The 21549-nt window shown below is 63.0% G+C and carries 18 protein-coding genes; 10 read left to right on the plus strand and 8 right to left on the minus strand.

What is annotated here, in order from left to right; all coding sequences use genetic code 11:
- The first annotated feature begins 126 nt into the window (after positions 1 to 126).
- Both CEX87_RS26075 and CEX87_RS26080 read left to right on the plus strand, forming a co-directional pair.
- Positions 127 to 582 carry a hypothetical protein gene (locus CEX87_RS26075; protein WP_416171931.1) on the plus strand — a complete coding sequence of 152 codons (456 nt, stop codon included), beginning with the start codon at positions 127 to 129 and terminating at the stop codon, positions 580 to 582.
- Positions 579 to 1949 (plus strand): hypothetical protein, encoded by a 1371-nt coding sequence (locus CEX87_RS26080; protein ID WP_066811099.1) that lies wholly within the window; start codon positions 579 to 581, stop codon positions 1947 to 1949. Before CEX87_RS26075 ends, CEX87_RS26080 begins: the two co-directional genes overlap by 4 nt.
- A 357-nt stretch (positions 1950 to 2306) precedes the next feature.
- On the opposite strand, the gene ctaE is transcribed toward CEX87_RS26080, so the two are convergent.
- Positions 2307 to 2900 (minus strand): aa3-type cytochrome oxidase subunit III, encoded by a 594-nt coding sequence (gene ctaE / locus CEX87_RS26090; protein WP_059088549.1) that lies wholly within the window; start codon positions 2898 to 2900, stop codon positions 2307 to 2309.
- A gap of 289 nt (positions 2901 to 3189) precedes the next feature.
- Between ctaE and ripC the strand changes: the two genes are divergently transcribed.
- Positions 3190 to 4281, plus strand: a complete 1092-nt coding sequence (ripC, locus tag CEX87_RS26095) for a peptidoglycan hydrolase RipC (protein ID WP_208857236.1) — start codon at positions 3190 to 3192, stop codon at positions 4279 to 4281.
- Here ripC and CEX87_RS26100 read toward each other — a convergent pair.
- Positions 4278 to 5510, minus strand: a complete 1233-nt coding sequence (locus CEX87_RS26100; RefSeq protein WP_066811090.1) for a L,D-transpeptidase — start codon at positions 5508 to 5510, stop codon at positions 4278 to 4280. The two genes, ripC and CEX87_RS26100, sit on opposite strands and share 4 nt — an antisense overlap.
- 203 nt (positions 5511 to 5713) lie before the next feature.
- Between CEX87_RS26100 and CEX87_RS26105 the strand changes: the two genes are divergently transcribed.
- The gene (locus tag CEX87_RS26105) at positions 5714 to 6442 is read left to right on the plus strand and encodes a TlpA family protein disulfide reductase (protein WP_094289770.1); all 729 of its coding nucleotides are present in this window, start codon (positions 5714 to 5716) and stop codon (positions 6440 to 6442) included.
- Between the two features lie 133 nt (positions 6443 to 6575).
- Positions 6576 to 7508 (plus strand): cytochrome c oxidase assembly protein, encoded by a 933-nt coding sequence (locus CEX87_RS26110; RefSeq protein ID WP_083997718.1) that lies wholly within the window; start codon positions 6576 to 6578, stop codon positions 7506 to 7508.
- A gap of 61 nt (positions 7509 to 7569) precedes the next feature.
- Here CEX87_RS26110 and CEX87_RS26115 read toward each other — a convergent pair whose 3' ends face one another.
- From CEX87_RS26115 to CEX87_RS27795, 4 genes are all read right to left on the minus strand, one after another.
- Positions 7570 to 8277 carry a DUF305 domain-containing protein gene (locus tag CEX87_RS26115; RefSeq protein WP_083997753.1) on the minus strand — a complete coding sequence of 236 codons (708 nt, stop codon included), beginning with the start codon at positions 8275 to 8277 and terminating at the stop codon, positions 7570 to 7572.
- Between the two features lie 394 nt (positions 8278 to 8671).
- Entirely contained in the window at positions 8672 to 9616 is a 945-nt protein-coding gene (locus CEX87_RS26120; protein WP_066811085.1) for a M56 family metallopeptidase, read from the minus strand.
- Positions 9613 to 9999 carry a BlaI/MecI/CopY family transcriptional regulator gene (locus CEX87_RS26125; protein WP_066811077.1) on the minus strand — a complete coding sequence of 129 codons (387 nt, stop codon included), beginning with the start codon at positions 9997 to 9999 and terminating at the stop codon, positions 9613 to 9615. Before CEX87_RS26125 ends, CEX87_RS26120 begins: the two co-directional genes overlap by 4 nt.
- Positions 10000 to 10099: 100 nt before the next feature.
- On the minus strand, positions 10100 to 10693 hold the full coding sequence (locus CEX87_RS27795) for a M23 family metallopeptidase (RefSeq protein WP_233151536.1): 594 nt from the start codon (positions 10691 to 10693) through the stop codon (positions 10100 to 10102).
- 863 nt (positions 10694 to 11556) lie between these two features.
- On the opposite strand from CEX87_RS27795, the gene ctaD reads away from it, so the two are divergent.
- The 3 genes from ctaD (at position 11557) to CEX87_RS26145 (ending at position 16657) form a co-directional block, all read left to right on the plus strand.
- Positions 11557 to 13302 (plus strand): aa3-type cytochrome oxidase subunit I, encoded by a 1746-nt coding sequence (gene ctaD, locus CEX87_RS26135; RefSeq protein ID WP_066811071.1) that lies wholly within the window; start codon positions 11557 to 11559, stop codon positions 13300 to 13302.
- Positions 13303 to 13394: 92 nt separating this feature from the next.
- Complete coding sequence (locus CEX87_RS26140) at positions 13395 to 15980, plus strand: heavy metal translocating P-type ATPase (protein WP_083997717.1); 2586 nt, start codon at positions 13395 to 13397, stop codon at positions 15978 to 15980.
- A complete protein-coding gene (locus CEX87_RS26145; RefSeq protein ID WP_066811493.1) occupies positions 15980 to 16657 on the plus strand; it encodes an adenylate/guanylate cyclase domain-containing protein in 678 nt (225 codons plus the stop codon). The genes CEX87_RS26140 and CEX87_RS26145 overlap by 1 nt, the downstream gene beginning before the upstream one ends.
- Positions 16658 to 16716: 59 nt before the next feature.
- Here the strand turns inward: CEX87_RS26145 and CEX87_RS26150 are convergent, their stop codons facing one another.
- Positions 16717 to 17655 (minus strand): L,D-transpeptidase, encoded by a 939-nt coding sequence (locus CEX87_RS26150; protein WP_094289768.1) that lies wholly within the window; start codon positions 17653 to 17655, stop codon positions 16717 to 16719.
- A gap of 170 nt (positions 17656 to 17825) precedes the next feature.
- Here CEX87_RS26150 and CEX87_RS26155 point away from each other — a divergent pair, with 170 nt between their 5' ends.
- The gene (locus CEX87_RS26155) at positions 17826 to 18596 is read left to right on the plus strand and encodes a cytochrome c biogenesis CcdA family protein (protein ID WP_066811063.1); all 771 of its coding nucleotides are present in this window, start codon (positions 17826 to 17828) and stop codon (positions 18594 to 18596) included.
- Between the two features lie 88 nt (positions 18597 to 18684).
- Positions 18685 to 20565: a bifunctional copper resistance protein CopD/cytochrome c oxidase assembly protein gene (locus tag CEX87_RS26160; RefSeq protein WP_233151538.1), complete on the plus strand. Its 1881-nt coding sequence runs from the start codon at positions 18685 to 18687 to the stop codon at positions 20563 to 20565.
- Between the two features lie 40 nt (positions 20566 to 20605).
- Here the strand turns inward: CEX87_RS26160 and CEX87_RS26165 are convergent, their stop codons facing one another.
- Positions 20606 to 21271, minus strand: coding sequence for a DsbA family protein (locus CEX87_RS26165; RefSeq protein WP_066811058.1), 666 nt, complete (start codon positions 21269 to 21271; stop codon positions 20606 to 20608).
- Between the last annotated feature and the right edge of the window lie 278 nt (positions 21272 to 21549).

Raw genomic sequence — 21549 nt, forward strand, 5'->3', positions numbered from 1 at the left:
ACCCGCGTTCGGACCGGCTTTTGTGGTGGTCGGCGTCGTCTTTTATGTGGTTCGGCGGGACAGGCGCAACAGCGCCGCCGCTGCCGACGCCATCGGAGAGGCAGACAGGGAAAGGAATGATGCTGAGTGAGCGTTAGGGCGCCCCGTTTGGTCGTCATGTGCGCGGCGGTCCTCGCCGCCACACTGGTCGGCTGTGGTTCCTCTAGCGCCCCCTCCGAGGCAACTGCCTCCGAATCGGAATCAGGTGCTGCTAGTGGATCGCCCGCCGCCCCGACGCCCGCTGAATCAACCACGGCATCCGCGGAGGCGGATGACTCCACGATCGTCGACATCAACATCGCAGGCGGAATCGTCACCCCCACGAACGGTCAAGCGCAGGGCAAAGTCGGCAAGCCGATCGTTCTAAAAGTTCGCAGCGATGTTACGGATTCGCTGCACGTCCATTCAGTGCCTGAGCACACTTTTCAGGTCGAGCCTCGGCCGGACCAGCAGTTCGAGTTCACGGTTGACGTGCCGGGCCAGGTCGACATCGAGTTGCATGATCTCAATCGCACGGTCGTGACGATCCAAGTTCGGCCGTGACACCTGCGCGGAGCGTGGATGTGCTGGCGCACGGCGTAGGCGGTTCCACTGACCTTCCGGTGCCGCTGTCGTTCGCGTTGATAGGCGCTGCGTGGGCGTTGACCGCGACTTTCGCTGTGGTCGCATTGGCTTGGAAGACACCACGTTTCGACCCGAACAAACCGGGACGCGACCTACCGACGTGGATTACCCGCGCCGTGGACTCTGTGGTACTGCGATGGATGGTGTCGCTGGCAGCGTTGCTCTTCGCGGTATGGGTGGTCGTTGCGGCGGTCTTCGGACCGGACGGTGGTGAGAACGCCTTGCCGGGGGTGTTCTACGTGCTGCTCTGGGTAGGGCTGGTGGCGGTGTCGGTGATCGTCGGCCCGGTGTGGAGAGTCATCTCGCCGATGCGGACGGTATATCGGTTGCTTGGCATGAGGCGTCGTGAGTCATCCGACCGGCCCACGTCGCGTGAGTATCCAAAGTCGTGGGGGTTCTGGCCGGCGGCGTTCGGTCTCTTGGCTTTCGTTTGGCTCGAATTGGCCAGCCCGGACCCCGGCTCGCTGACGGCGATCAAAGCGTGGCTGCTCACGTACACGGTTCTAATGTTGTTGGGCGCTGGATTCTTCGGTTCGCGCTGGTTCGCCCGGGCCGACCCGTTCGAGGTCTACAGCGTGGCCGTGTCGCGGCTCGCGCCATTTCGGCGCAGCCCGGTGACCGGCCGGATCACGGCGATCAACCCGATGGATCACTTACCGACCATGCCGATCCGTCCGGGAAGCGTAGCCGTCCTCGCGGTGTTGCTTGGCTCTACGGCCTTCGACAGCTTCTCGCAATCACCCGCGTTCCGTAATTTCGTGGATCGGTATGCGGCATCCTTACCGGTGCTAAGCGAATCCTGGGCCGCCTCTCTACTTCGGACCGTCGGCTTGGTGGTGTTCGTGTCCGTTGTCGGCGTGACCTTCTGGGCTGCGGCGAGGGCAACCGGCGGGGTGGACCCGGACCGCCGCCGGCAACTACCCGGCGAACTGGCTCATTCGTTGATACCGATCGTCGTCGGTTACATCTTCGCCCACTACCTCTCATATCTGGTTGAGCGCGGCCAAGAGACCATCGTGCGGCTGGCCGATCCGTTAGGCCGCGGGTGGCACCTACTCGGGTTGGATTCGACCGACGTGGTGTACGTGCTGTCCCAACACCCTTCGGTGCTGTGGACGATCAAGGTCTCGTGCGTGGTGATCGGCCACATCGTGGCTGTGATCGCCGCGCACGATCGAGCGCTGCGGTTACTTCCGAAACGGAATCAAGTCAGCGGACAGCTCGCGATGATGCTCACCATGGTCGGGTACACGTTCACCGGCTTGTATCTGTTGTTCGGGGTTTAACGACGATCGGCCGGGACGCTGATGCACTTCGGGTGAGGTGGTGGCGTTCACTCTTACCAGCCCGAAGCAGGATGACTGCGATCGCCATCAGGCCGAAGAGCGCACCCCCCAATATATAAAGGGCTGGGCTTGCACCTTCGGGTTGTTGCCCGCTGTGGGAGTCGTCGTAGGAATGCTTGGTTGGAGTGGGAATGGCAGGGGTTTGCGAGGTTGTCGTCGACGCAGACTGCACCGACGGGTCTGCAGCGCCAGACGGCACAGCATTCGAGACGAGCCCTACCAGTATCGCGGCGAAAGCAAGCACGATCGCCTGCCGGGCGCGACGACCGACTTGGCGCAGGCACGGCGTTGCAGTCGTCACCGTACGAAGTAGATCGTGGCGAACAGTGCGATCCAGACGATGTCCACGAAATGCCAGTAGTACGAGACGACGATGGCGGCCGTCGCCTGCGCCGGGGTGAACTTGCTCATTCGCGTGCGCATGAGCAGGAAGACGAAGGCGACTAGACCGCCTATGACGTGCAATCCATGAAACCCAGTCGTCAAGTAGAAGACGGAGCCATAGGCACTGCTCGACAGGGTCGTTCCCTCATGCACCAGGTTGATGTACTCGTAGCCTTGGCCTAGAACGAAGAAAAACCCCATCACAAAAGTGACGAGGTACCACCGGCGCAGTCCGAAGACGTCACCGCGTTCGGCGGCAAAGACACCCATTTGACACGTGAACGACGACGCGATGAGTACCAATGTCACCGGCACCGCGAGCGCGAGGTTCAACTCTGTGGGCGGCGGCGGCCATTCGTCAGCCTGGGAGCGAGCGGTGAAGTACATCGCAAACAAGCCGGCAAAAAACATCAGCTCGCTGGATAACCACACGATGGTCCCAACGGAGACCATGTTGGGCCGATTCAGGGAATGAACCCGGGCCGTGATGGCGGTTCCACTTGTCATGCCGTCCCTCAATGCAAATCCGCAGGCGATCTACTAAGTCACTGCATACTATGGCACATAGTAGATAGACGTCCGGCCACCTGGACGCCGGCATTCGCGAGATGCGAAAGACCCTCTGCAACTGAACCTTCCACCCGAATCGCCGAGTTGTGGACGCGCAAGCAGTGGTGTGGACGACGTCTGCCGCGCTTCTATGCAGTTGAAATCCGACGCATTCGCTCGTAACCTTTTCGTGATCTACGTAGTTAGACCATAGATGCCCTGCGGTGTGAGGATCTGTGTTTTGAAGATGGACTGCCCTGCCGCGATATGCCGATCGGCGGGTGCTCTCGTCGTGGCGATCGTGCTTGCATTGACGCTCGGCAACTCGACGGGCACCGGCCGGGCCGACCCCGCGGCCGATGCGTTGGCCCGCATGAAGGAGCTGTCTCGGGAGGCCGAGCGAACCTCGGAAGCCATCTACTCGGCCGAGCTCGACCTCGAGGCGAAACTGGCAGCACAGCGCCAAGCCGAGGATCGCCAACGCGCCGAGTCTGAGGCCTTGACCGCGGCGCGAGCAGATCTGCGCAAGTATCAGAAAATCGTGGACCAGGTGGCGGCCGCGTCCTACATGGGAGGTGCGACCAGCGGCATCAGCGCCGTGCTGGCCGCAGAGTCTCCGCAAAGCTTGCTCGACGAACTCTCTTTCGACCGCCTGATGGCCACCCAGATGTCGGACCGCATCGCGGCCTATCGCGCCGCATCAACCCGTGCCGAGAGTGCCGCCCGCGCGGCCGAATCTTCGACGCTCGATGCCAGGACGGCAGCAGAACAGGCGTCAGCGGTCCGTGCAGGCCTTCAGGCCGAGCAGAGTCGGCTGCGCACCCAGATCGCAGACGTGGAGGCTCAGTACCGAGCATTGACTCCGGATCAGCGTGCCGCGCTGGCGGACGCTGGACCGGTGCCGCCTCAGCCGCCTCCGCCAGCGGGGGACCCCGCCATCGTGGCGATGCCTGAGATGGGACTGCCGCCGGTCGCGCCGGGTCCCACCGGCTCGCCGGAGGGTGCGGCGGTCGTGCAGGCCGCGTTGACCCGCGTCGGATCTCCGTACTCTTGGGGCGCGACCGGACCGAACGCATTTGACTGCTCAGGACTCATCAAGTGGGCATTCCTCCAGAACGGCAAATCGCTGCCGCGGTCGAGTCAAGCCCTGGCCGCCGGTGGGCAGCCCGTCGCCACGTCCGACGTCCAGCCCGGTGACATCGTCACCTTCTATTCAGACGCCTCGCATGCGGGAATCTACATCGGAGACGGGAACATGGTGCACGCCTCGACGTACGGCACCCCCGTCAAGGTGGCGCCGATATCGTCGGCTCCGATTTACAACGTTCGACGATATTAGCCCGTTACTGTGGCGTTTCCCGCTTTCCATTGGTCCCACGGGATGTTCCAGTCGCCGAGTCCGTCAGTACCAGAAAGGGTGGGCCCCACCGTGTTGACGACCTCGACGATGTCGCCGCGTTTGGTGTTGTCGTAGAACCATTTACCGTTCTCCGTACTGGCGTTGAGGCAACCGTGGCTGACGTTGGCGCGCCCCTGGCTGCCGACCGACCATGGGGCAGCGTGGACGTAGATCCCGCTGTAGGACATCTGGGTGGCCCAGTTGACCTCGGTTCGGTACCCGTCGGGTGAGTTCACCGGCACGCCGTAGGTCGAAGAGTCCATCACCAGGAATGAGTATCGATCGCCGATGACATACGTGCCGTTGTCGGTGGGCGTCTTGTCCTTGCCCATGGAGATCGGCATAGTTTTGACGACGTTGCCGTTGACCCGCACGGTCATCGTCTTGGTGGTGTCGTCAGCGGTTGCGATCACCTCGTCGCCGATGGTGAAGCGAGTGGAGGCATCGTCCTGGCCAAACAACCCTTGACCCAGATCAACCCCGTAGGCCTTAACTTGGACGTCGACCGACGTTCCCGGCTTCCAATATTGCGCCGGCCGCCAACGAACCTCGCGATCGTTCAACCAGTAGAACGCACCCTCGACCGGAGGGTTCGTGGTGACGGTGATCGCCTGCTGGGCGGCGAGACGGTCAGGAATGTTCTCGTCGAAGCGCACGGCGATGGGCTGCCCGACGCCCACGACTTCGCCGTCGTTGGGTAGCACATACGGCATCGTGAGGTTCTGCGGCGAATGGGTCTCGAAGGTAGCACTGGTCTGTGCTACCCCACCGAGCCCACGCGCTTCCGCGTTGAGCGTGTATTGCCGGTTGTAGCCCAGCGGTTCCGCAGAACTCCACGTGACACCGTCAGGACTCATCTCGCCGGCGACGACGCGCCCCTGCTCGTTGACCAATGTCACTGCCCCCAACACCCCTGCGTCGGCGGTAACGGTCACCGGTGACTCAACCGGAACCCCGATCGCGCCATCAGTCACAGACGCCTGGACTTTCGGCATGAGCAAATCGCCAAAGGGTGTGCCCTTGTCAACAATGGCTTGGGGCTGCTGCGGCGGCGGCGAACCGCCGCAGGCGCCAACCCCCAGGACAACGCCGGCAATTGCCAGTAGCACCAACGTCGTCCGCCCGAAGCTCCTGCGCCGATGGATGGCCGCGGAGCCGATCCGCCTCATTTGTGTTTATCCCGTCATTTGCCATGAACTGGTGTCGTTACCATCGTACGTAGTCTGTACGTAGAACGTGTTCTGTGAGCGGACCTCGAAGCGTTGGGCCTGACGTCGAGTGCCTTGAGGTAGTTCTGGCGATGACGCACGTCACGCGTGCAATTTCCCGGGTCGGATCGCGCGGCCCGGATTCGCGGCAGGGTTGGAAGAAGATGAAACGTGAGATAGGTCATCCGCAGGTTTCTGCATTACCTCCGCCGAGGATCGACACGGACGATGAACGTGTGCGGGGCCGAGGACGAACCGCATCCGTTTCTTCGGCGATACGACGACACATTATTGCGGGTGTCAGCGCAGTGCTGCTCGGCGTCGCAGTGTCCGGGTGTTCGAGCGGCGACGATGCCGTCGCGCAGGGGGGCACGTTTGAGTTCGTCTCGCCCGGTGGGCAAGTCGATATCCTCTATGACCCACCGCAGACGCGAGGTCGCCCCGGACCAATACGCGGGCCCGACCTGATGGATCCGAGCCGCATGATTGCGCTCGAAAACTTCGCCGGCCAGGTGGTAGTGATCAACGTGTGGGGTCAGTGGTGTGGCCCGTGCCGTACCGAGATGCCGGAACTGCAGAAGGTGTACAACGCGACCCGGACCGCGGGCGTGGCCTTCCTGGGCATCGACGTCCGCGACAACAATCGCCAGGCCGCGGTCGATTTCATCGTTGACCGTAAGGTCACCTTTCCGTCGATCTATGACCCGCCGATGCGCACGATGATCGCCCTGGGGGCCAGGTATCCCACCACGGTGATTCCATCCACGATCGTGTTGGACCGAGCCCATCGCGTCGCCGCGGTGTTTCTGCGGGCGCTGCTTGCCGAGGATCTCGAACCGGTGGTTCGACGCCTCGCAGTCGAGGCCACCACCGACACCGGGCCACCACAGTGAACGGCGACCGCGCCGGGGCTGCCGTCAAACCCAGGATCCGGTCAATATCCGGGCACTGCGCGCCACTTCGTTGGCGCGACGAACAGTGATTGGTCAAGTGGCACTTCCTGGGTCGCCACCGTCGGTATCGGCGATGCTTGGCTGGCTGCCGCCGCCGGTTCCGCTTCTTCCCATGGTGGCGGTCGGCTTGGCGGTGTGGTATCTGTTGGCCGTTCGAATCGTCAGGTCGCACGGCCGACAATGGACGTGGATGCGAACTGCGAGTTTCCTGGCTGGGTGCACCGCCTTGGCGGCGGTGACGGGTCTGGCCATCGACAGCTATGGCTATCGGTTGTTCAGTGCCTTCATGTTTCAGCACCTGACGCTATCGATACTCGTCCCGCCGCTGCTGGTGTTGGGCGCACCTGGCCGGCTGTTGCTCAGGTCCACACCACACCGTGGCGTTGGACGCTACGTCTTGATCGCTGCGTTGGGGGCATTACGTTGCCGCGCAAGCCGAATCGTCTTGCACCCCGGCTTCACCATTCCGGTGTTTCTTCTGAGCTACTACGGCCTTTATCTGTCCGACCTGTTCGACGCGGCGGCGGCCAGCGTCGCCGGCCACGTCGCACTGCAAGTGTTCTTCCTCGCCAGCGGGCTGCTGTTCATCCTGCCGATCTTGTCGACTGGTCCGCTGCCGGTCCGGCAGAGCAATCTAGGTCGTTTCTTCGATATCTTCGTCGAGATGCCGCTGCACGTCTTCATCGGCGTAATTCTGATGATGGCACCACGCGCGCTGACCGACACATTCGCGCAGCCGCCGGCGAATTGGAACGTCGACCCGGTCGCCGATCAGGCGGTCGCCGGCGCCTTGGCATGGTCATACGGCGAACCTGTTGCCCTATTGACCACCTTGATCTTCGCCATCCGCTGGCGTCGTGACGAGGAGTCGGAGTCGGCGAAGAGGGAAGCCGACGTCGAACGCGGCGACGCCGAACTGGCCGCATACAACGCATTTCTGCGCGGACTGCATCAACGGCCGCCGCGACCCACTGGGGCGGAAGGCGTTGCGAACGAGCACAACTGACGGGGGATGTCGACAACGCCTGGGAGTACATCCGGTCGTGGTGCACCTCGCTGCGCAGCGTTCAGCGTTGCAGGGCCTCCATGACAGAGGTCTCGGCCTCCTGAGTTTCGACGAGCAATTGGGCAATGGCCATCGCTGCGGGGTGCGACCCTGATTGAAGTTGGTCACGCGCGGCAGACATCGTGAACTGGTGCTGCCTGATCATCAATTCGAGATACACCTGCGCCGCATGTGCTCCGGCCGCGTCGCGAAGGCGGCGGAAATCGGCTTCGGTGGCGAGGGGGTGTTCGCCTGGCTGAACCGGAAGGTTTTGTGCGCCCGCCGGAGGAGCTGAGCTGGCGCTCATCGGGGCGAATCCCCAGGCCAGGAGAAGCGCCTGCAGCTCATCGGTGCGCCGGGTGCTGCTGTCCGTGATTCGGCTTGCGATGTCGACGATTTCGGGCGCAAGACCGTCCTTGGCGATAGCCAGGTTGCTCAACGCAATAGCTTGTGCGCTGTGGTCGATGATGTCGCGTGCGAATAAGACATCGAACCGGGTGTGTGCTTCTTCGGCGGTGACAACCGAGGTACTTGAAGGACGTTGCGCCGAAACACCCTCTGTTTCAACGCCACATCCCGCTACGGTAATTGTGATTAGGATTCCGAATGCGACGGATAGCCGGCGGAATTTGCCACCTATACGAGGTGTCAGTTCGAGCGTACGCAGTGCATCAGGTGCTTCACGCAGATATGACGAAAGCGTCCGGGGGCCGCGTTGTCCGAAGGCCATCACCACACCTCGTATCGGGTGACCGATGAAGCGATGGTCACATACGTAGTGACATAGTAGATTGGTGCCGTGAAGAGCGCACTGGCCGTGTCCTGCGGTGGGCCGCGATGGAGTTGGAACCGACAGCGCCGAGCGCTACAGAGGGAACGGCTGACTCGCCGATGGATTGTGGCTGCCCTGTTGCTGGCCTTCGGGTTGGCGGTGGTGGCCTTGCTCATGGCCGAACCGACGTCCGCTGACCGCGCCATTGCCGCTGCGCTTTCGTACGTTTAGACGCGCAGATTGAAGCGTCCTCCGTTATGTTCACATCCTCGACCGCAAGGCTGCTGTGCAGCAGAGCATTCGAGGTGCGCTGCGCAGAATAGTGATGGACCGGGTCGAGTGCGCTAGCGGGTCACGCGAAGCAGATCAATACACCCGATAGTGATAACGCGACGATAGCCACCGGGGTAGCGGCCATCGCCGCGACCGCACCACTGAGCGTGAGGTGGGTTTGGACTCGTGCGAATCCATTGGGTGGATCCGATAACCGCTCGGCACGCGCGAGCACGGCGACACCGGCGGCAGCCAAACCGTGGGCCGGCGTGTGGGCGCCTGAAAGGGTCAACAGACCCGCCAGCAGCGGCTGACGACCGTGTCGCCGCGCGGCGGCGTCATCGGCACACATCTCCAGCAGAGAACTGATGTGCGTGGCTGCGCTTGTGAAGAGCCCGATCTTGGGCAGCGCGGTGGTCAGTCCGCGCATTGCGGCGATGACGTAGGCATGGCGCCCGTGGAGGTGAGCACGCTCATGGGCGATGACGGCCGCCAGTTGCGCTTCATCGAGTGCAGCGAGAGCAGCCGTGGTTACGACGATCGCCGGTGGACGGCCCGCCACGCAGTACGCCGCACGCTCGGATGCCTCGATGTACACGACGTCGCTGCCGTCTGAACTACCGACCAGGCGCACGGCGTCTGCGTGCGCGAAGGTGTGCCTGCGCATGCGACTCAAAGCGCGGCCGACTCGAACGCAAACTGCCAGCAGACTCCCGGCAGCGATGGCCACTGCGGCTGTTGCCACTATTCGGGCCGGCCCCCCCGCGTGCCCGACGAGAATTGCATGGAGACGCTCCAGACAGGACACGAGTAACGCGTCCGGGCTGTCCCAGTGCCCGGCGGCCTCGATGAGTAGCAGAGCGATTGCAGCAATCGAGCAGCCGAGCACGGTAACGACGGCCGTGAGCCAAGCTGATATCGCCAGGCGTGGAGCCCCGCCATCGGCTGTGATCCGGGCCAAAAGCTTCGGCCCGATCGATAGGACTGCCACGACGTACAGCAGCAATGCCGCCGTGACGGTCATCGCCGACCAGACTTACGGGCAACGCGCCGCAGCGCAGCGCGCAAGTCCGCCGATTCCTCCGCGTCGATTTGCGCCACGAAATGACTGAGGACCGCCTCCGATCGGCCTCCACCGCTCAGGGCCTCGAGCATCAGACGGGCGCTGTGCTCTTCTCGAGTCAGCGTCGGTCGGTATCGGTAGGCCTTACCGTCGCGTTTCCGCGACAGCCAGCCCTTGCCATGCAGATTGTCCATCGTCGACATCACCGTGGTGTATGCGATGTGACGTTCGATGCTCAACTCGTCGAATATCTCCCTAACCGTGGTATCGGTCTCGGGATCGCGATTCCAGAGGCGATCCATGATCGCCGCCTCGAGCTCTCCGAAGCCACGCACCCGCGCCATGAACGAACCTCCTGAATTAGTCAGTAGGTAGCTTACGGTGTCCGCAGCATCTGACGCTGAATTGTGGTCTGGTAGACCTAGTCAGTTGCGGAATCACCTGCTACTGGCGGGGCACCCCGCGCTCCTGCAACCACGCCATCGGGTCAATCTTGTCTGATCCGTTGCGGTGGACCTCAAAATGCAGATGCGGACCTGTCGAATTGCCACGGTTGCCCATGGTGGCAATTTGATCGCCAGCCAAGACACGGTCGCCTTCTTGAACCGTCGCAGTGTCGATATGACCGTAGAGCGTCACCGTGCCATCCGAGGCGCGGATCTTGACCCACATGCCGTAACCGGGTGTCGGCCCGGAAGCGACCACCTCGCCATCCGAGGCGGCATAGATCGGCGTGCCGACGGCGTTGGCGATGTCGAGTCCCGCGTGCAGGGAGCCCCACCGTGTTCCGAATCCCGAAGTCAAAATGCCACGGGCCGGGAAGACGAACTGCGGGCGTCGCATTCGCGCCTCTCGCTGGGCACGCTCTTGGGCGAATGCCGCTCCGCGAACCAGTTCTTCTCGGTGGACTGCGGAGTCGAAACTGTTGGCTACTTGGACGATCTGCACTCCCGCCGCGTCCGGTACGGAAACGCCTTGCGCTGTTGTGGCGTCCGCGATCAAAGTCGGGTTGGCCGGAACTTCCGACGCTTCCACCATCGCATTCGCCCCAGCGGCTATGGCCCCAGCAGCAACACCCGCAACGACGAGCCGGCCGTGCACTGACCCAGCGCCCTCAGGCCGTTTCCGATGTGTCGCGGGTATCCGACGGTGCGCACCGGCCGACGTTGCACGTTGGCCAGTTTGTTGAACGTATACGCGTGAAGGGCCAGTGGAGGCGGGGCGAGGAGATCGCGACGTACGCGTAGGCGCAAGTAGAAGTAGTGGCCACTCGTCGGTCAGGTCGTTCAGATCGTCGAGTTCGGGTGCAGTCAGTACCTCGACGTCGGTGGCGAAAGGACCGCGATTGACCGTTGAATCGGCCGCCGGGCTGAACTCATTGACCGGGATGATCTCAGTGGCTTCGGCGTCCCACAGGTATCTGCGTGGCGCGTTGGGCCGCGCGGTCCGGCGGTGTGCCACCAATCGAGACGTTCCTTACCGTTACCGGTTCGTTATCAGTTGGCGAGACGCTAACCGAACGCTCACGATTCGGCAAGCCTACGATTGCCGCTTTCCGTGCGCCCGTCTACTTCGGCTCCGCGTGTGTCAACCACGCGTGGCGCCCGTGACCAGCTATCTCTTTGAGCAGCCTGCCGTGTGAAGTACACGTACGTACGTAGTAAACAAGTGTTTGGCAAACTAGATCTCGATATGGCGTCGGTCGGTGTGCGGGAGGCCGGAGCGGGTGCGAGTACTCGGCACCCGCCCCAGCGGGACACCCGTCGTGCCGGGTGATGCGGCCTACCGGTGGTCGGAGTGTTCAACTACATCGATTAGTACTAGATTGCTCAGTAGAAGAATCTACTGATTTAGTCCGTAGATTGCACATCTTGTCGTCGAACTAGTAGCGGGAGAATTCGTTGGTCGCCGAAGCGCCGCCTGTCGGACAACTCGAGGCACGCCGTCCCTTCCCGGCCCGCGTGGGACCCAAAGGCACCTTGATCTACAAGCTGGTGACGACCACTGATCACAAGCTGATCGGCATGATGTACGTCGTCACGTGCTTCGTGTTCTTTTTCGCTGGCGGGTTGATGGCATTATTCATCCGGACCGAGCTGGCGATACCGGGGCTGCAGTTCCTCAGCAACGAGCAGTACAACCAGCTGTTCACCATGCATGGCACGGTGATGTTGCTGTTTTACGCAACGCCGATCGTGTTCGGGTTCGCCAACCTGGTTTTGCCGCTGCAGATCGGAGCTCCCGACGTCGCCTTCCCGCGGCTCAATGCATTCTCGTTCTGGTTGTTCTTGTTCGGTGCGCTGATCGCGATGGGCGGCTTCATCACGCCGGGCGGCGCCGCTGATTTCGGTTGGACCGCCTACACGCCCTTGTCGAATGCCATCAGTAGCCCGGGCGCCGGCGCGGATTTATGGATCATGGGCCTGATCGTCGGCGGGTTGGGCACCATCCTGGGCGCGGTCAACATGATCACCACGGTGGTGTGTATGCGCGCGCCTGGTATGACGATGTTCCGGATGCCGATCTTTACCTGGAACATCCTGGTGACGTCGATCCTCGTGCTGGTCGCGTTTCCGATCCTGACGGCCGCACTCTTTGCATTGGCGGCCGACCGCCATCTGGGCGCTCACGTTTACGACCCGGCCAACGGCGGCGTGTTGTTGTGGCAGCACTTGTTTTGGTTCTTCGGCCACCCCGAGGTGTACATCATCGCGTTGCCATTCTTCGGCATCGTGTCCGAAATCTTCCCTGTCTTCAGCCGAAAGCCAATCTTTGGCTATACCACGCTGATCTACGCGACGCTCTCGATCGCCGCGCTGTCGGTCGCGGTGTGGGCGCACCACATGTACGCAACGGGTGCCGTTCTCCTACCGTTCTTTTCGTTCATGACGTTCCTCATCGCCGTGCCAACCGGTATCAAGTTCTTCAACTGGATAGGCACGATGTGGAAGGGGCAGTTGACATTCGAAACACCGATGCTCTTCTCGGTCGGCTTCCTCGTCACCTTCCTGCTCGGTGGTCTGTCGGGTGTGCTGCTGGCCAGCCCCCCGCTGGACTTCCAAGTCACCGACAGCTACTTTGTCGTCGCGCACTTCCACTACGTGCTCTTCGGCACGATCGTGTTCGCGACCTACGCGGGCATCTACTTCTGGTTCCCGAAGATGACGGGCCGCCTGTTGGATGAGCGATTGGGCAAGCTGCACTTCTGGCTGACGTTCATCGGATTCCACACCACCTTCCTGGTGCAGCACTGGCTCGGGAACGAAGGCATGCCGCGCCGCTACGCCGACTACCTACCCACCGACGGCTTCACCACCCTAAATATCATCTCCACGATCGGTGCGTTCATCCTGGGAGTCTCGACACTTCCGTTCGTGTGGAACGTGTTCAAGAGCTGGCGCTACGGCGAGCCGGTCACTGTCGACGACCCGTGGGGCTACGGCAACTCACTGGAATGGGCCACAAGTTGTCCGCCGCCGCGGCACAACTTCACCGAGCTGCCGCGTATCCGTTCGGAACGACCGGCTTTCGAGCTGCACTATCCGCATATGGTCGACCGGATGCGCGCCGAGGCGCACGTCGGGCGCGCCCATGGGCCAGACGACGGGGACGTGACGCGGCTTGACGATGAACATGTCCGTACCTGACTGAGCGCGGTCGGGCCGGGGCAGGGCGTCGGGCGACGCACTGAACCCGCACCGAACGATCAAACGTAGGTATTGACTCAGTACATGCATACATGCGTATAGTCGCATGTATGACACGTCGCGACGAGTGCGATATGAACCGCGATGCCGACCGTCTCCAGGCGAACGAGACATTGGCGCTCGACCTGGCGGACCTCTTGCCGGGCAGTGACGACCGCTGCGCGGACCGTCTGACGCGCGATTTGGCAGCGACTCCGCTGATTGACGAAGTCCACGTCGTCGACGGCGGGACGCTCACGCCGCGCCTGTGCGTGCACTACGACGCTGCCGCGGCGACGGCAGTCGATGTGCAACGACGCGCTTGGCAGGTCGCCGAAACCATCAGTTCGCATTACGGCCATCTGCGCTGGTTGCTGACCGGAACCGCCGAGGATGACGAATCGACGAGGACGGCACTGGTCGACCGATTAACCAGGATGCCCGGCGTCGTCGCCGCAACCGCTACGACGACCTCACTCGAAGTGGAGTTCGAACGATCCTCGGTCACGGCCCAGGAATTGGTAGACGTGATCGCCGCCATCGCCGGGCCAGACACGACACCTGCGACTGTCGCCGAGACGGACCATCCGGTGGACCACGGTGTAAAAGAAGGGGAGCACACCGGGCGCCAGCATGAGCACGGCGGAATCTTTGGCGAGCGCACCGAGCTGATCTTCGCGGGCCTGGCGGGGACGCTTCTCCTGGTGGGTTGGTTGCTAGCGACCTTCGCCGACACACCGCGTTCCACGGAGTTGGTGGTCTACTCCCTGGCCTTTTTCTTCGGTGCGTTCTTCACCGTGCAGGAAGCCTTCGCCAGCGTTCGTCAGGGTCGGTTCGAGATCGACTTCCTGATGCTGGTGTCGGCCGCCGGTGCGGCGGCGCTCGGTGAAGTCGCCGAAGGCGCGCTTCTGCTGTTCCTGTTCAGCGTCGGCCACGCGCTCGAGGGCTATGCGATGGGGCGAGCCCGCCGGGCGATCGAAGCGCTCGCCGAGATTGCTCCGAAGACGGCCCTGGTCCGCCGCGGCGGCACGGGCGACACTGTGGAAGTGCCGGTGGGCGACCTGCGCGTTGGGGATATCGTCGTCGTGCGACCCAACGTGCGGCTTGCTGCCGACGGCTTCGTCGTGGCTGGCGCCACTAGCATCGATCAGGCCCCCGTGACCGGGGAAAGCGTTCCCGTCGATAAGTATCCGGTGCCGGATGTGGCGGCAGCGGCGGCGTCGCCCGACCTCATTGACGCGGCATCGCGGGTGTTCGCCGGGACGATCAACGGTGCCGGCGCCATCGAGATCCAGGTGACTCGGCTCGCCGGTGACTCCACCCTTGCCCGAGTCGTCCGGTTGGTGGCCGAGGCGCAGACCAAGACCACCTCTACTCAGCGGTTCACCGACCGGTTTCAGCGGATTTTCGTGCCGACGATTCTGATCGGAGTCGTCCTGCTGTTGTTCGCCGGCTTCGTGGTCGATGAACCGTTCACCGCCACCGTGTACCGCGCACTCGCCGTGCTGGTGGCTGCCAGTCCGTGTGCGCTGGCGATCGCCACGCCCAGTGCGGTTTTGTCGGCGGTGGCGCGAGCGGCCAGAGCCGGAATCCTGATGAAAGGCGGAGCCGCGCTCGAAGAGTTGGGTCGGGTGGATGTGCTGGCTTTCGACAAGACCGGCACCCTCACCGAGGGTAAGCCCGGGATCGCCGAGGTCGTTGCCAGCGCCGACAGCAATGAGGCGGAGCTGCTTACCGTCGCCGTTGCCGTTGAGGAGCAGAGTGATCATCCGCTGGCCCGTGCCATCGTCCGCGACGGCCGCGAGCGCCTCGCGGGCGCGGCAGTACCCCGCGCGACGGACGTTCGAGCTCTCACAGGCCGCGGCATCGTGGCGTCCGTCGATGGGGTCGAGATCCGCATCGGCAAGACCGAAATGTTCACCGGCGCCGACGAGCGACCGCCAGCCTATTTGGCCGGCGAGGTGGAGCGCCTCGAACAGGCCGGCCGCACCACGATGCTCGTCCGCGCAGGCGAGCGTTGGCTGGGTGCGATCGGATTGATGGACGTTCCTCGCGCAGAGGCGTCGGCGGTCATCGCCCGTCTCGCCGAGATCGGCGTTTCAAAGACCGTGATGCTGTCCGGAGATAACCAGCGGGTGGCCGACGCCGTCGCCGGCGAAGTCGGTGTTGCCTACGCCCGCGGGGATCTGATGCCCGAGGACAAGGTGGCTGAGATCGCTGCTCTGCGTGAGCGTTACGGACGCGTGGGCATGGTGGGAGACGGCGTCAACGACGCGCCCGCAATGGCGGGCGCAAGCGTAGGCATCGCGATGGGTGCGGCCGGTTCCGACGTTGCCTTAGAAACCGCTGACGTCGCGCTGATGGCAGACGATCTGCGAGCGTTGCCGTTCGCCGTGAGCCTGAGTCGCCGCTCCTCACGGATCATCAAGCAGAATCTGTGGGCGAGTCTCGGCATCGTCGCGCTTCTCATTCCGGCGACGATCCTCGGATTGGGCATCGGTCCCGCCGTACTCATTCACGAAGGCTCGACACTGATCGTGGTCGCCAATGCACTTCGGCTCTTAGGGATGCGGATGGAACCCGTGAGAGCCCCAGAACCGAGCGTTACGGCGGACGCGAGGCTCCTACAGGATCCGTGATGATGTTGAGTGCAGCAGCGAACTTCGAGCACGCCGATGTCGAAGCAGCCGTCGTCTTCGTCGACATGTCTGGCTTCACCGCGTTCACCGAAACCCACGGCGATCACAGCGCTGCACAGCTGGCAGAAACATTCGCCGCCTCAGCGACACGGGTTCTCGGTCCCGCCGACGAGGTCATCAAGACAATCGGCGATGCGGTGCTGGTGGTGAGTGAGAGCCCGGCTACGGCAGTGACTTTCCTCCGAAGACTCACCGCCGAGATCAGTCGCGTCCAAGGCTTTCCGATGTTGCGGGCCGGCATCGCCGCTGGCCCCGTGGTGAAGCGACGCGGAGACGTCTTCGGTTCGACGGTCAACACCGCGGCGAGGCTCGCTAGCCTCGCGCAGGCCGGGCAGATCGTCGTCAATGAAGGTGTCGCGTCGGCGCTTCCGGCAGCTGATCTCGCGGCGATGACCGCGTTGGGATCACTGACGCTGCGCAACGTCGGATCGCCTATTGGTGCATTTGCTCTCGACATCGGTACTCATCACCGCGAGCATGTGGATCCTGTCTGTCGGATGCACGTCGCGACGGGCGTCCGAGAATTGACGATCACGCATGCGGGTACGTCGTACCGGTTCTGTTCGACCGCCTGCATGCAGCAATTCGCTCAGCGCATCGACGGTGACACCACCTAGCCTCCGGGCATCGAGGGGCGGCCACCGGGTCGGGAGACGCGGGACCCGTTGTGCGCGTATCAGATCTGCCAGTCCTGCGCACCGTCGTTCTCGTCGTACACGCCGACGGAGTTCTTGACCACGACCGGGTCGCCGCTACCAAACGTGTCGTAGAACCACTGGGCGTTGGCTGGACTGAGGTTGGGACAGCCGTGGCTAACGTTCCGTTTGCCTTGGTCCGCCACCGACCAGGGTGCGCCGTGAACGAAGATGCCCGCGTTGTTGATGCGCACCGCGTCCTTGACTTTGAGCTTGTAGCCCTCGGCGGAGTTGATGGGCACGCCGTAGGTCGAGGAGTCCATCACCATGTCGGCGAACTTCTCGAGCACGTAGTAGGTGCCGTTGGGTGTTTCATAGCCCGGCTTACCTAGAGACACGGGAATGGTCTTCTCGAGCACGCCGTTGCGCATCACCTCCATTTGGAGGGTCGCGTTATCGATGGTCGCCACCAACGCGTCACCGGTGCGAAAGCTCGACTTAGTTCCGCCCGCGTCGACGGTCACCGTGGTGTTGGCGGGCCAGAAGTCGATCGGGCGCCACCTGAGTTGAGTCGCGCTCATCCAGTAGAACTTGCCGGGAACCGGGGGGTTCGACGAGACGTGGACGGCTTGTTCGGCTAGAGGCCGGTCGGCGATCGGCCGCTGGAAGTTGATGATGATGGGTTTGGCGACGCCAACGGTTGAGCCGTTCACCGGGTTGAACGTGGGTGGCGCGAATACTGGCGGGCCGAGGTACGGTGCCGGATTCTGGCCGGCGGGTGGGTCTGCAGTCGCCGGCGCCGACCCGAGGGACGGCACGAAAGGGTTCGACGAGGTCGGTACTGGGATCCCCATAGGGTCGCAGGGCGTAGGCACGGGTACTGGTGGTTGGGCGGAGGCTGACGGCGCGGCCAGGAGCGCCATCGCCGCGAAGAGGGATGTCAATATCGCGACGACTGGCGTTAGCGGCGGACACCGCATACAGGTCTTCTCCCATCCACTGGTCGCCGTCAATGCGTTAGAGGACGTCGACGGCCGCCGAGTTGCTACGTAGTTGCATAGTAGATGATGGGCAGCGCATAGCGTGACTGCTGACCTACGTAGTAGATGTGGGAGTTCAGGACAGGTGGATGTGAAGAGTCTGAAACGCCGTGACTAGTTTCACCGAGATCGCGACGTCTGGACATGTGCTGTTCGCCGTGCTTGTCTCGGTGCTGGCGGGGCTGGTGTCATTTGCATCGCCGTGCGTCGTTCCGCTCGTACCCGGGTATCTGTCCTATTTGGCGGCCATTGTTGGCGTCGACGACGAGGCACGTGCCCAGCGGCAAGTCAGTGCGCACTTGCGGGTCGCCGGCGCCGCGGGTTTGTTTGTGGCTGGCTTCACGGCGGTGTTCCTGATGGGTTCTGTCGCGATCCTGGGCCTGACGTCGACGGTGATCAGTAACGGGTTGTGGTTGCAACGCCTTGGTGGGGTCATCACGATCTTGATGGGTCTGGTGTTTATGGGTGTCATCCCTGCACTGCAACGGGAAGCGCGTTTGGCGCCGAAGTCGTTGTCAACGCTCGGGGGTGCACCGCTGCTTGGGGCTGTCTTCGGGCTCGGCTGGACTCCTTGTTTGGGTCCGACGCTTACGGGCGTCATAGCAGTGGCCTCTGCCACCGAGGGGCCAACTGTATTTCGTGGCGTTTTGCTTGTAGTCGCCTACTGTCTCGGGCTGGGCATCCCGTTTGTGCTGTTGGCAATCGCATCCGGGCGCGCAGTTAAGGCGTTGGGCTGGCTTCGTCGAAACACGCGGCGAATTCAAACTTTTGGTGGCGTGCTCCTCGTCGTCGTCGGCATCGCCTTGCTGACCGGATTGTGGAATGAGGTGGTGACGTGGGTGCGCGATGTCTTCGTCAGCAACACCACACTTCCGATATGACGGTGCGTGAGCGGCCTTCTGCGCTGACGGAGCGCAAAACGTGACGGCGACCTCCGTTGCCGGTGGGCGTCGCCGGGTGGTGTGGCCGGTGTTGCTCGGTGTCGCATTGGTGGCGGGCGTGACCGCCGGCGCGATCGGCGCCCTCATGTTGGACGACGCGCTTGAGGTAACAGGACTCAGAGATCCTGGGCCGACCACTGCCTACGGGCTGCCCTTCCTGCGCGGCGCCGGTGAGATCGCTGCGATAGTGACGATCGGGCACTTCTTGTTCGCCGCCTTCCTCGTGCCGCCACAAACCAGTGGAGTGCTCGACGTTGATGGGTACCGCGCGGTGCGGGTCGGCGCTGTCGCTTGTGTGGTGTGGGCGATGTGCGCTGCGCTATTGGTGGCGCTGACCGTCTCCGATGTGTCGGGAGTGCCGTTGACGGACCTGACACCGCTGGATGTTTGGTCGGCGGCCGGCCTTGTCGAAACCACTGCGGCGTGGCGCACCACCTCCATCCTGGCCGCAGTCGTCGCCGTGGCGAGTCTGACGGTGTTGCGGTGGTCGTGGACACCTGGCCTATTGATCGGGGGGCTGGTGACTTTGGTGCCGGTCGCCGTGACGGGGCACTCTTCCACGGGCGGATCACACGATATTGCGACCAACAGCCTGCTCATCCATCTGGTTGCCGGGTCGTTGTGGGCCGGTGGACTGCTCGCGCTGGTCGTACACGCGCTGCGCCGTGGCAGTTACACCGACCTCGCCGCTCGACGATTCTCGCGACTGGCGCTTGGATGCTTCGTCGCGATGGCTGCCAGTGGGTTCATCAATGCCGCGGTGCGGATCGACCTGACGAACCTCTGGACCAGTACCTATGGACTCTTGATTCTGGCGAAGGTGGCGGCGCTTGTTAGTCTCGGTGTTCTTGGCTGGCGCCAACGGCGTTCGGCAATCGTTGCGCTGCAGCATGATTCGACTGCACGTCGACCGCTCCTGCGGCTCGCGCTCGGCGAGGCTGCCCTGTTCGGCATCGCGGTCGGAGTCGCGGTCGGGCTTGGTCGCACTCCGCCGCCTCCGACGAGAAGCGAGCCCTCGCCAGCTGAGGTTGCGCTCGGATTCGACCTTTCCGAGTCGCCAACGATTGCTGCAGTGTTTACCGATTGGCGATTCGACCTCATCTTCGGTACAGCAGCGGTCGTCATGGCAAGCATCTACCTCGCTGCGGTGTACCGGCTGGCCCGCCGTGGGGACCCGTGGTCGAAGCGACGCATCATATGTTGGCTGATCGGTTGTATCACAATGCTATTCGCTACCTCGTCGGGACTGGGCATGTACATGGCGGCGATGTACAGCATGCACGCCATCGTTCAATTGCTGCTCACCATCGCGGTGCCGGCGCTGCTCGTCCAGGGCGCGCCTGTGACGCTGGCACTCAAGGCGCTGGGGGCAGCTGAGCCGAATTCTGCTCCCGGCCCACGCGAATGGGTTCAGAGCGTCGTGGCCGCACCGATGACGCGCCTACTCACCCAACCGTGGACGGCGCTGGCGATACTCATGGTGGGCGTCTACGGCCTATGCATTGCGGGCGTCTACGACGTCGCAATGAGCGACCATGCCGCGCACATGGCGACGATCGGCTTTTTCCTGTTCAGTGGCACGCTGTTCTTCGTTGCCGTCAGCGGCGCGGGGCCAATGCCAGGGCCGATGTCCAAGCAGCGTCGAGTCGCAATGACGTTGTTCGCGCTGTCCCAGTTCGTGGTCGCAGGCATTGTGGTGGTGCAGATGCAGGCTGTCCTTGGTGGCAACTTCTACCGTTCACTGAGGCTGAACTGGCAGACGAACCTTCTGAGCGACCAGAGAATGGGCGGTGTAATCGTCTCAGTCAGTAGTGCTGTGGCGATGTTGACGGTCATCGCAATCGTCGCCGCAAAGCGTACCGGTTGCCTGCGAACGGACAACCTACGTGCGCCGACCATTGACGCGTGAAGGTGGCCACCTACCGCAAGAGGGCATACCCGCCCATCCTTTACGGCTGCTCCTTCAAGGCTTTCTCAACCGCGGCCGACAAGTCTTCGTAGCTTCTGAATTCCACTTGGTTTCCGTTGAGGAAGAAGGTCGGGGTGCCCTGGACGCCGAGGGCCTGACCGTCGGCGACGTCCACGTTGACGCGCTCGAGCGTGGCGGGATCGTCGTATGCGGCGTCGAACGCGGCCATGTCGAGTCCCAGTTCGGTGGCGAAGCCGCGGAAGGTGGAGTCGGCCGGAGTCCGCTGTTCACCCCACTGGCTCTGGGTTTCATACATCTTCTTGTACATCGGCTCGAACTTGCCCTGCTGGGCGGCTGACTCGACCGCACGTGCTGCTCGCTCGGCGTTGAAGTGAGACGGAATGGGGAAGTAGCGGATGACGAAGTTGACGCGGTCCCCGTACTGGGATCGCGCCTGCTCGACCATCGGGAATGCTGCGCGGCACGCCTCGCATTCGAAGTCGAGAAACTCGACAAGGGTGACATCGCTGTCCGGGGCGTTGTTGAGGCGGCGGCTGTTGTCCCGGACCAATTGACCTACCTCGCCGCCTCCGGCCTGCGCTGCGGCGGGCGTGTCCTTATTCTGGACCGAGAGGTAGACGCCGGCCCCGATGATCACGGTGATGACTGCAAACGCGGTCAGCAGAATGCGTGTGATGGGTGCCATCTGAGTACGTCCTTCTGTCAGAGAGCGTCCGTTGGGCGATGGGGTGGCCGCGCACTGTAGCGGCGCATCGGAACGGACGTGAAAATATGCATCTCCCGTGACTATATACGTAGCAACACCGTAGATGATCTGCGGCGTGCCCGCTGGCGCACAGCTGACCGACGACAAAGCAGCAGCGCCGTGCGTTACCGTTTGCACGGTCGCCTTAGGTGATGGATGGCGCTCGAGCGAGACGCCACATTCCCCACCAGGCGGCTGGAGCGAGCGCGATCACGCTC

It is taken from the genome of Mycobacterium lehmannii (assembly GCF_002245535.1).
Taxonomy (GTDB): Bacteria; Actinomycetota; Actinomycetes; order Mycobacteriales; family Mycobacteriaceae; genus Mycobacterium; species Mycobacterium lehmannii.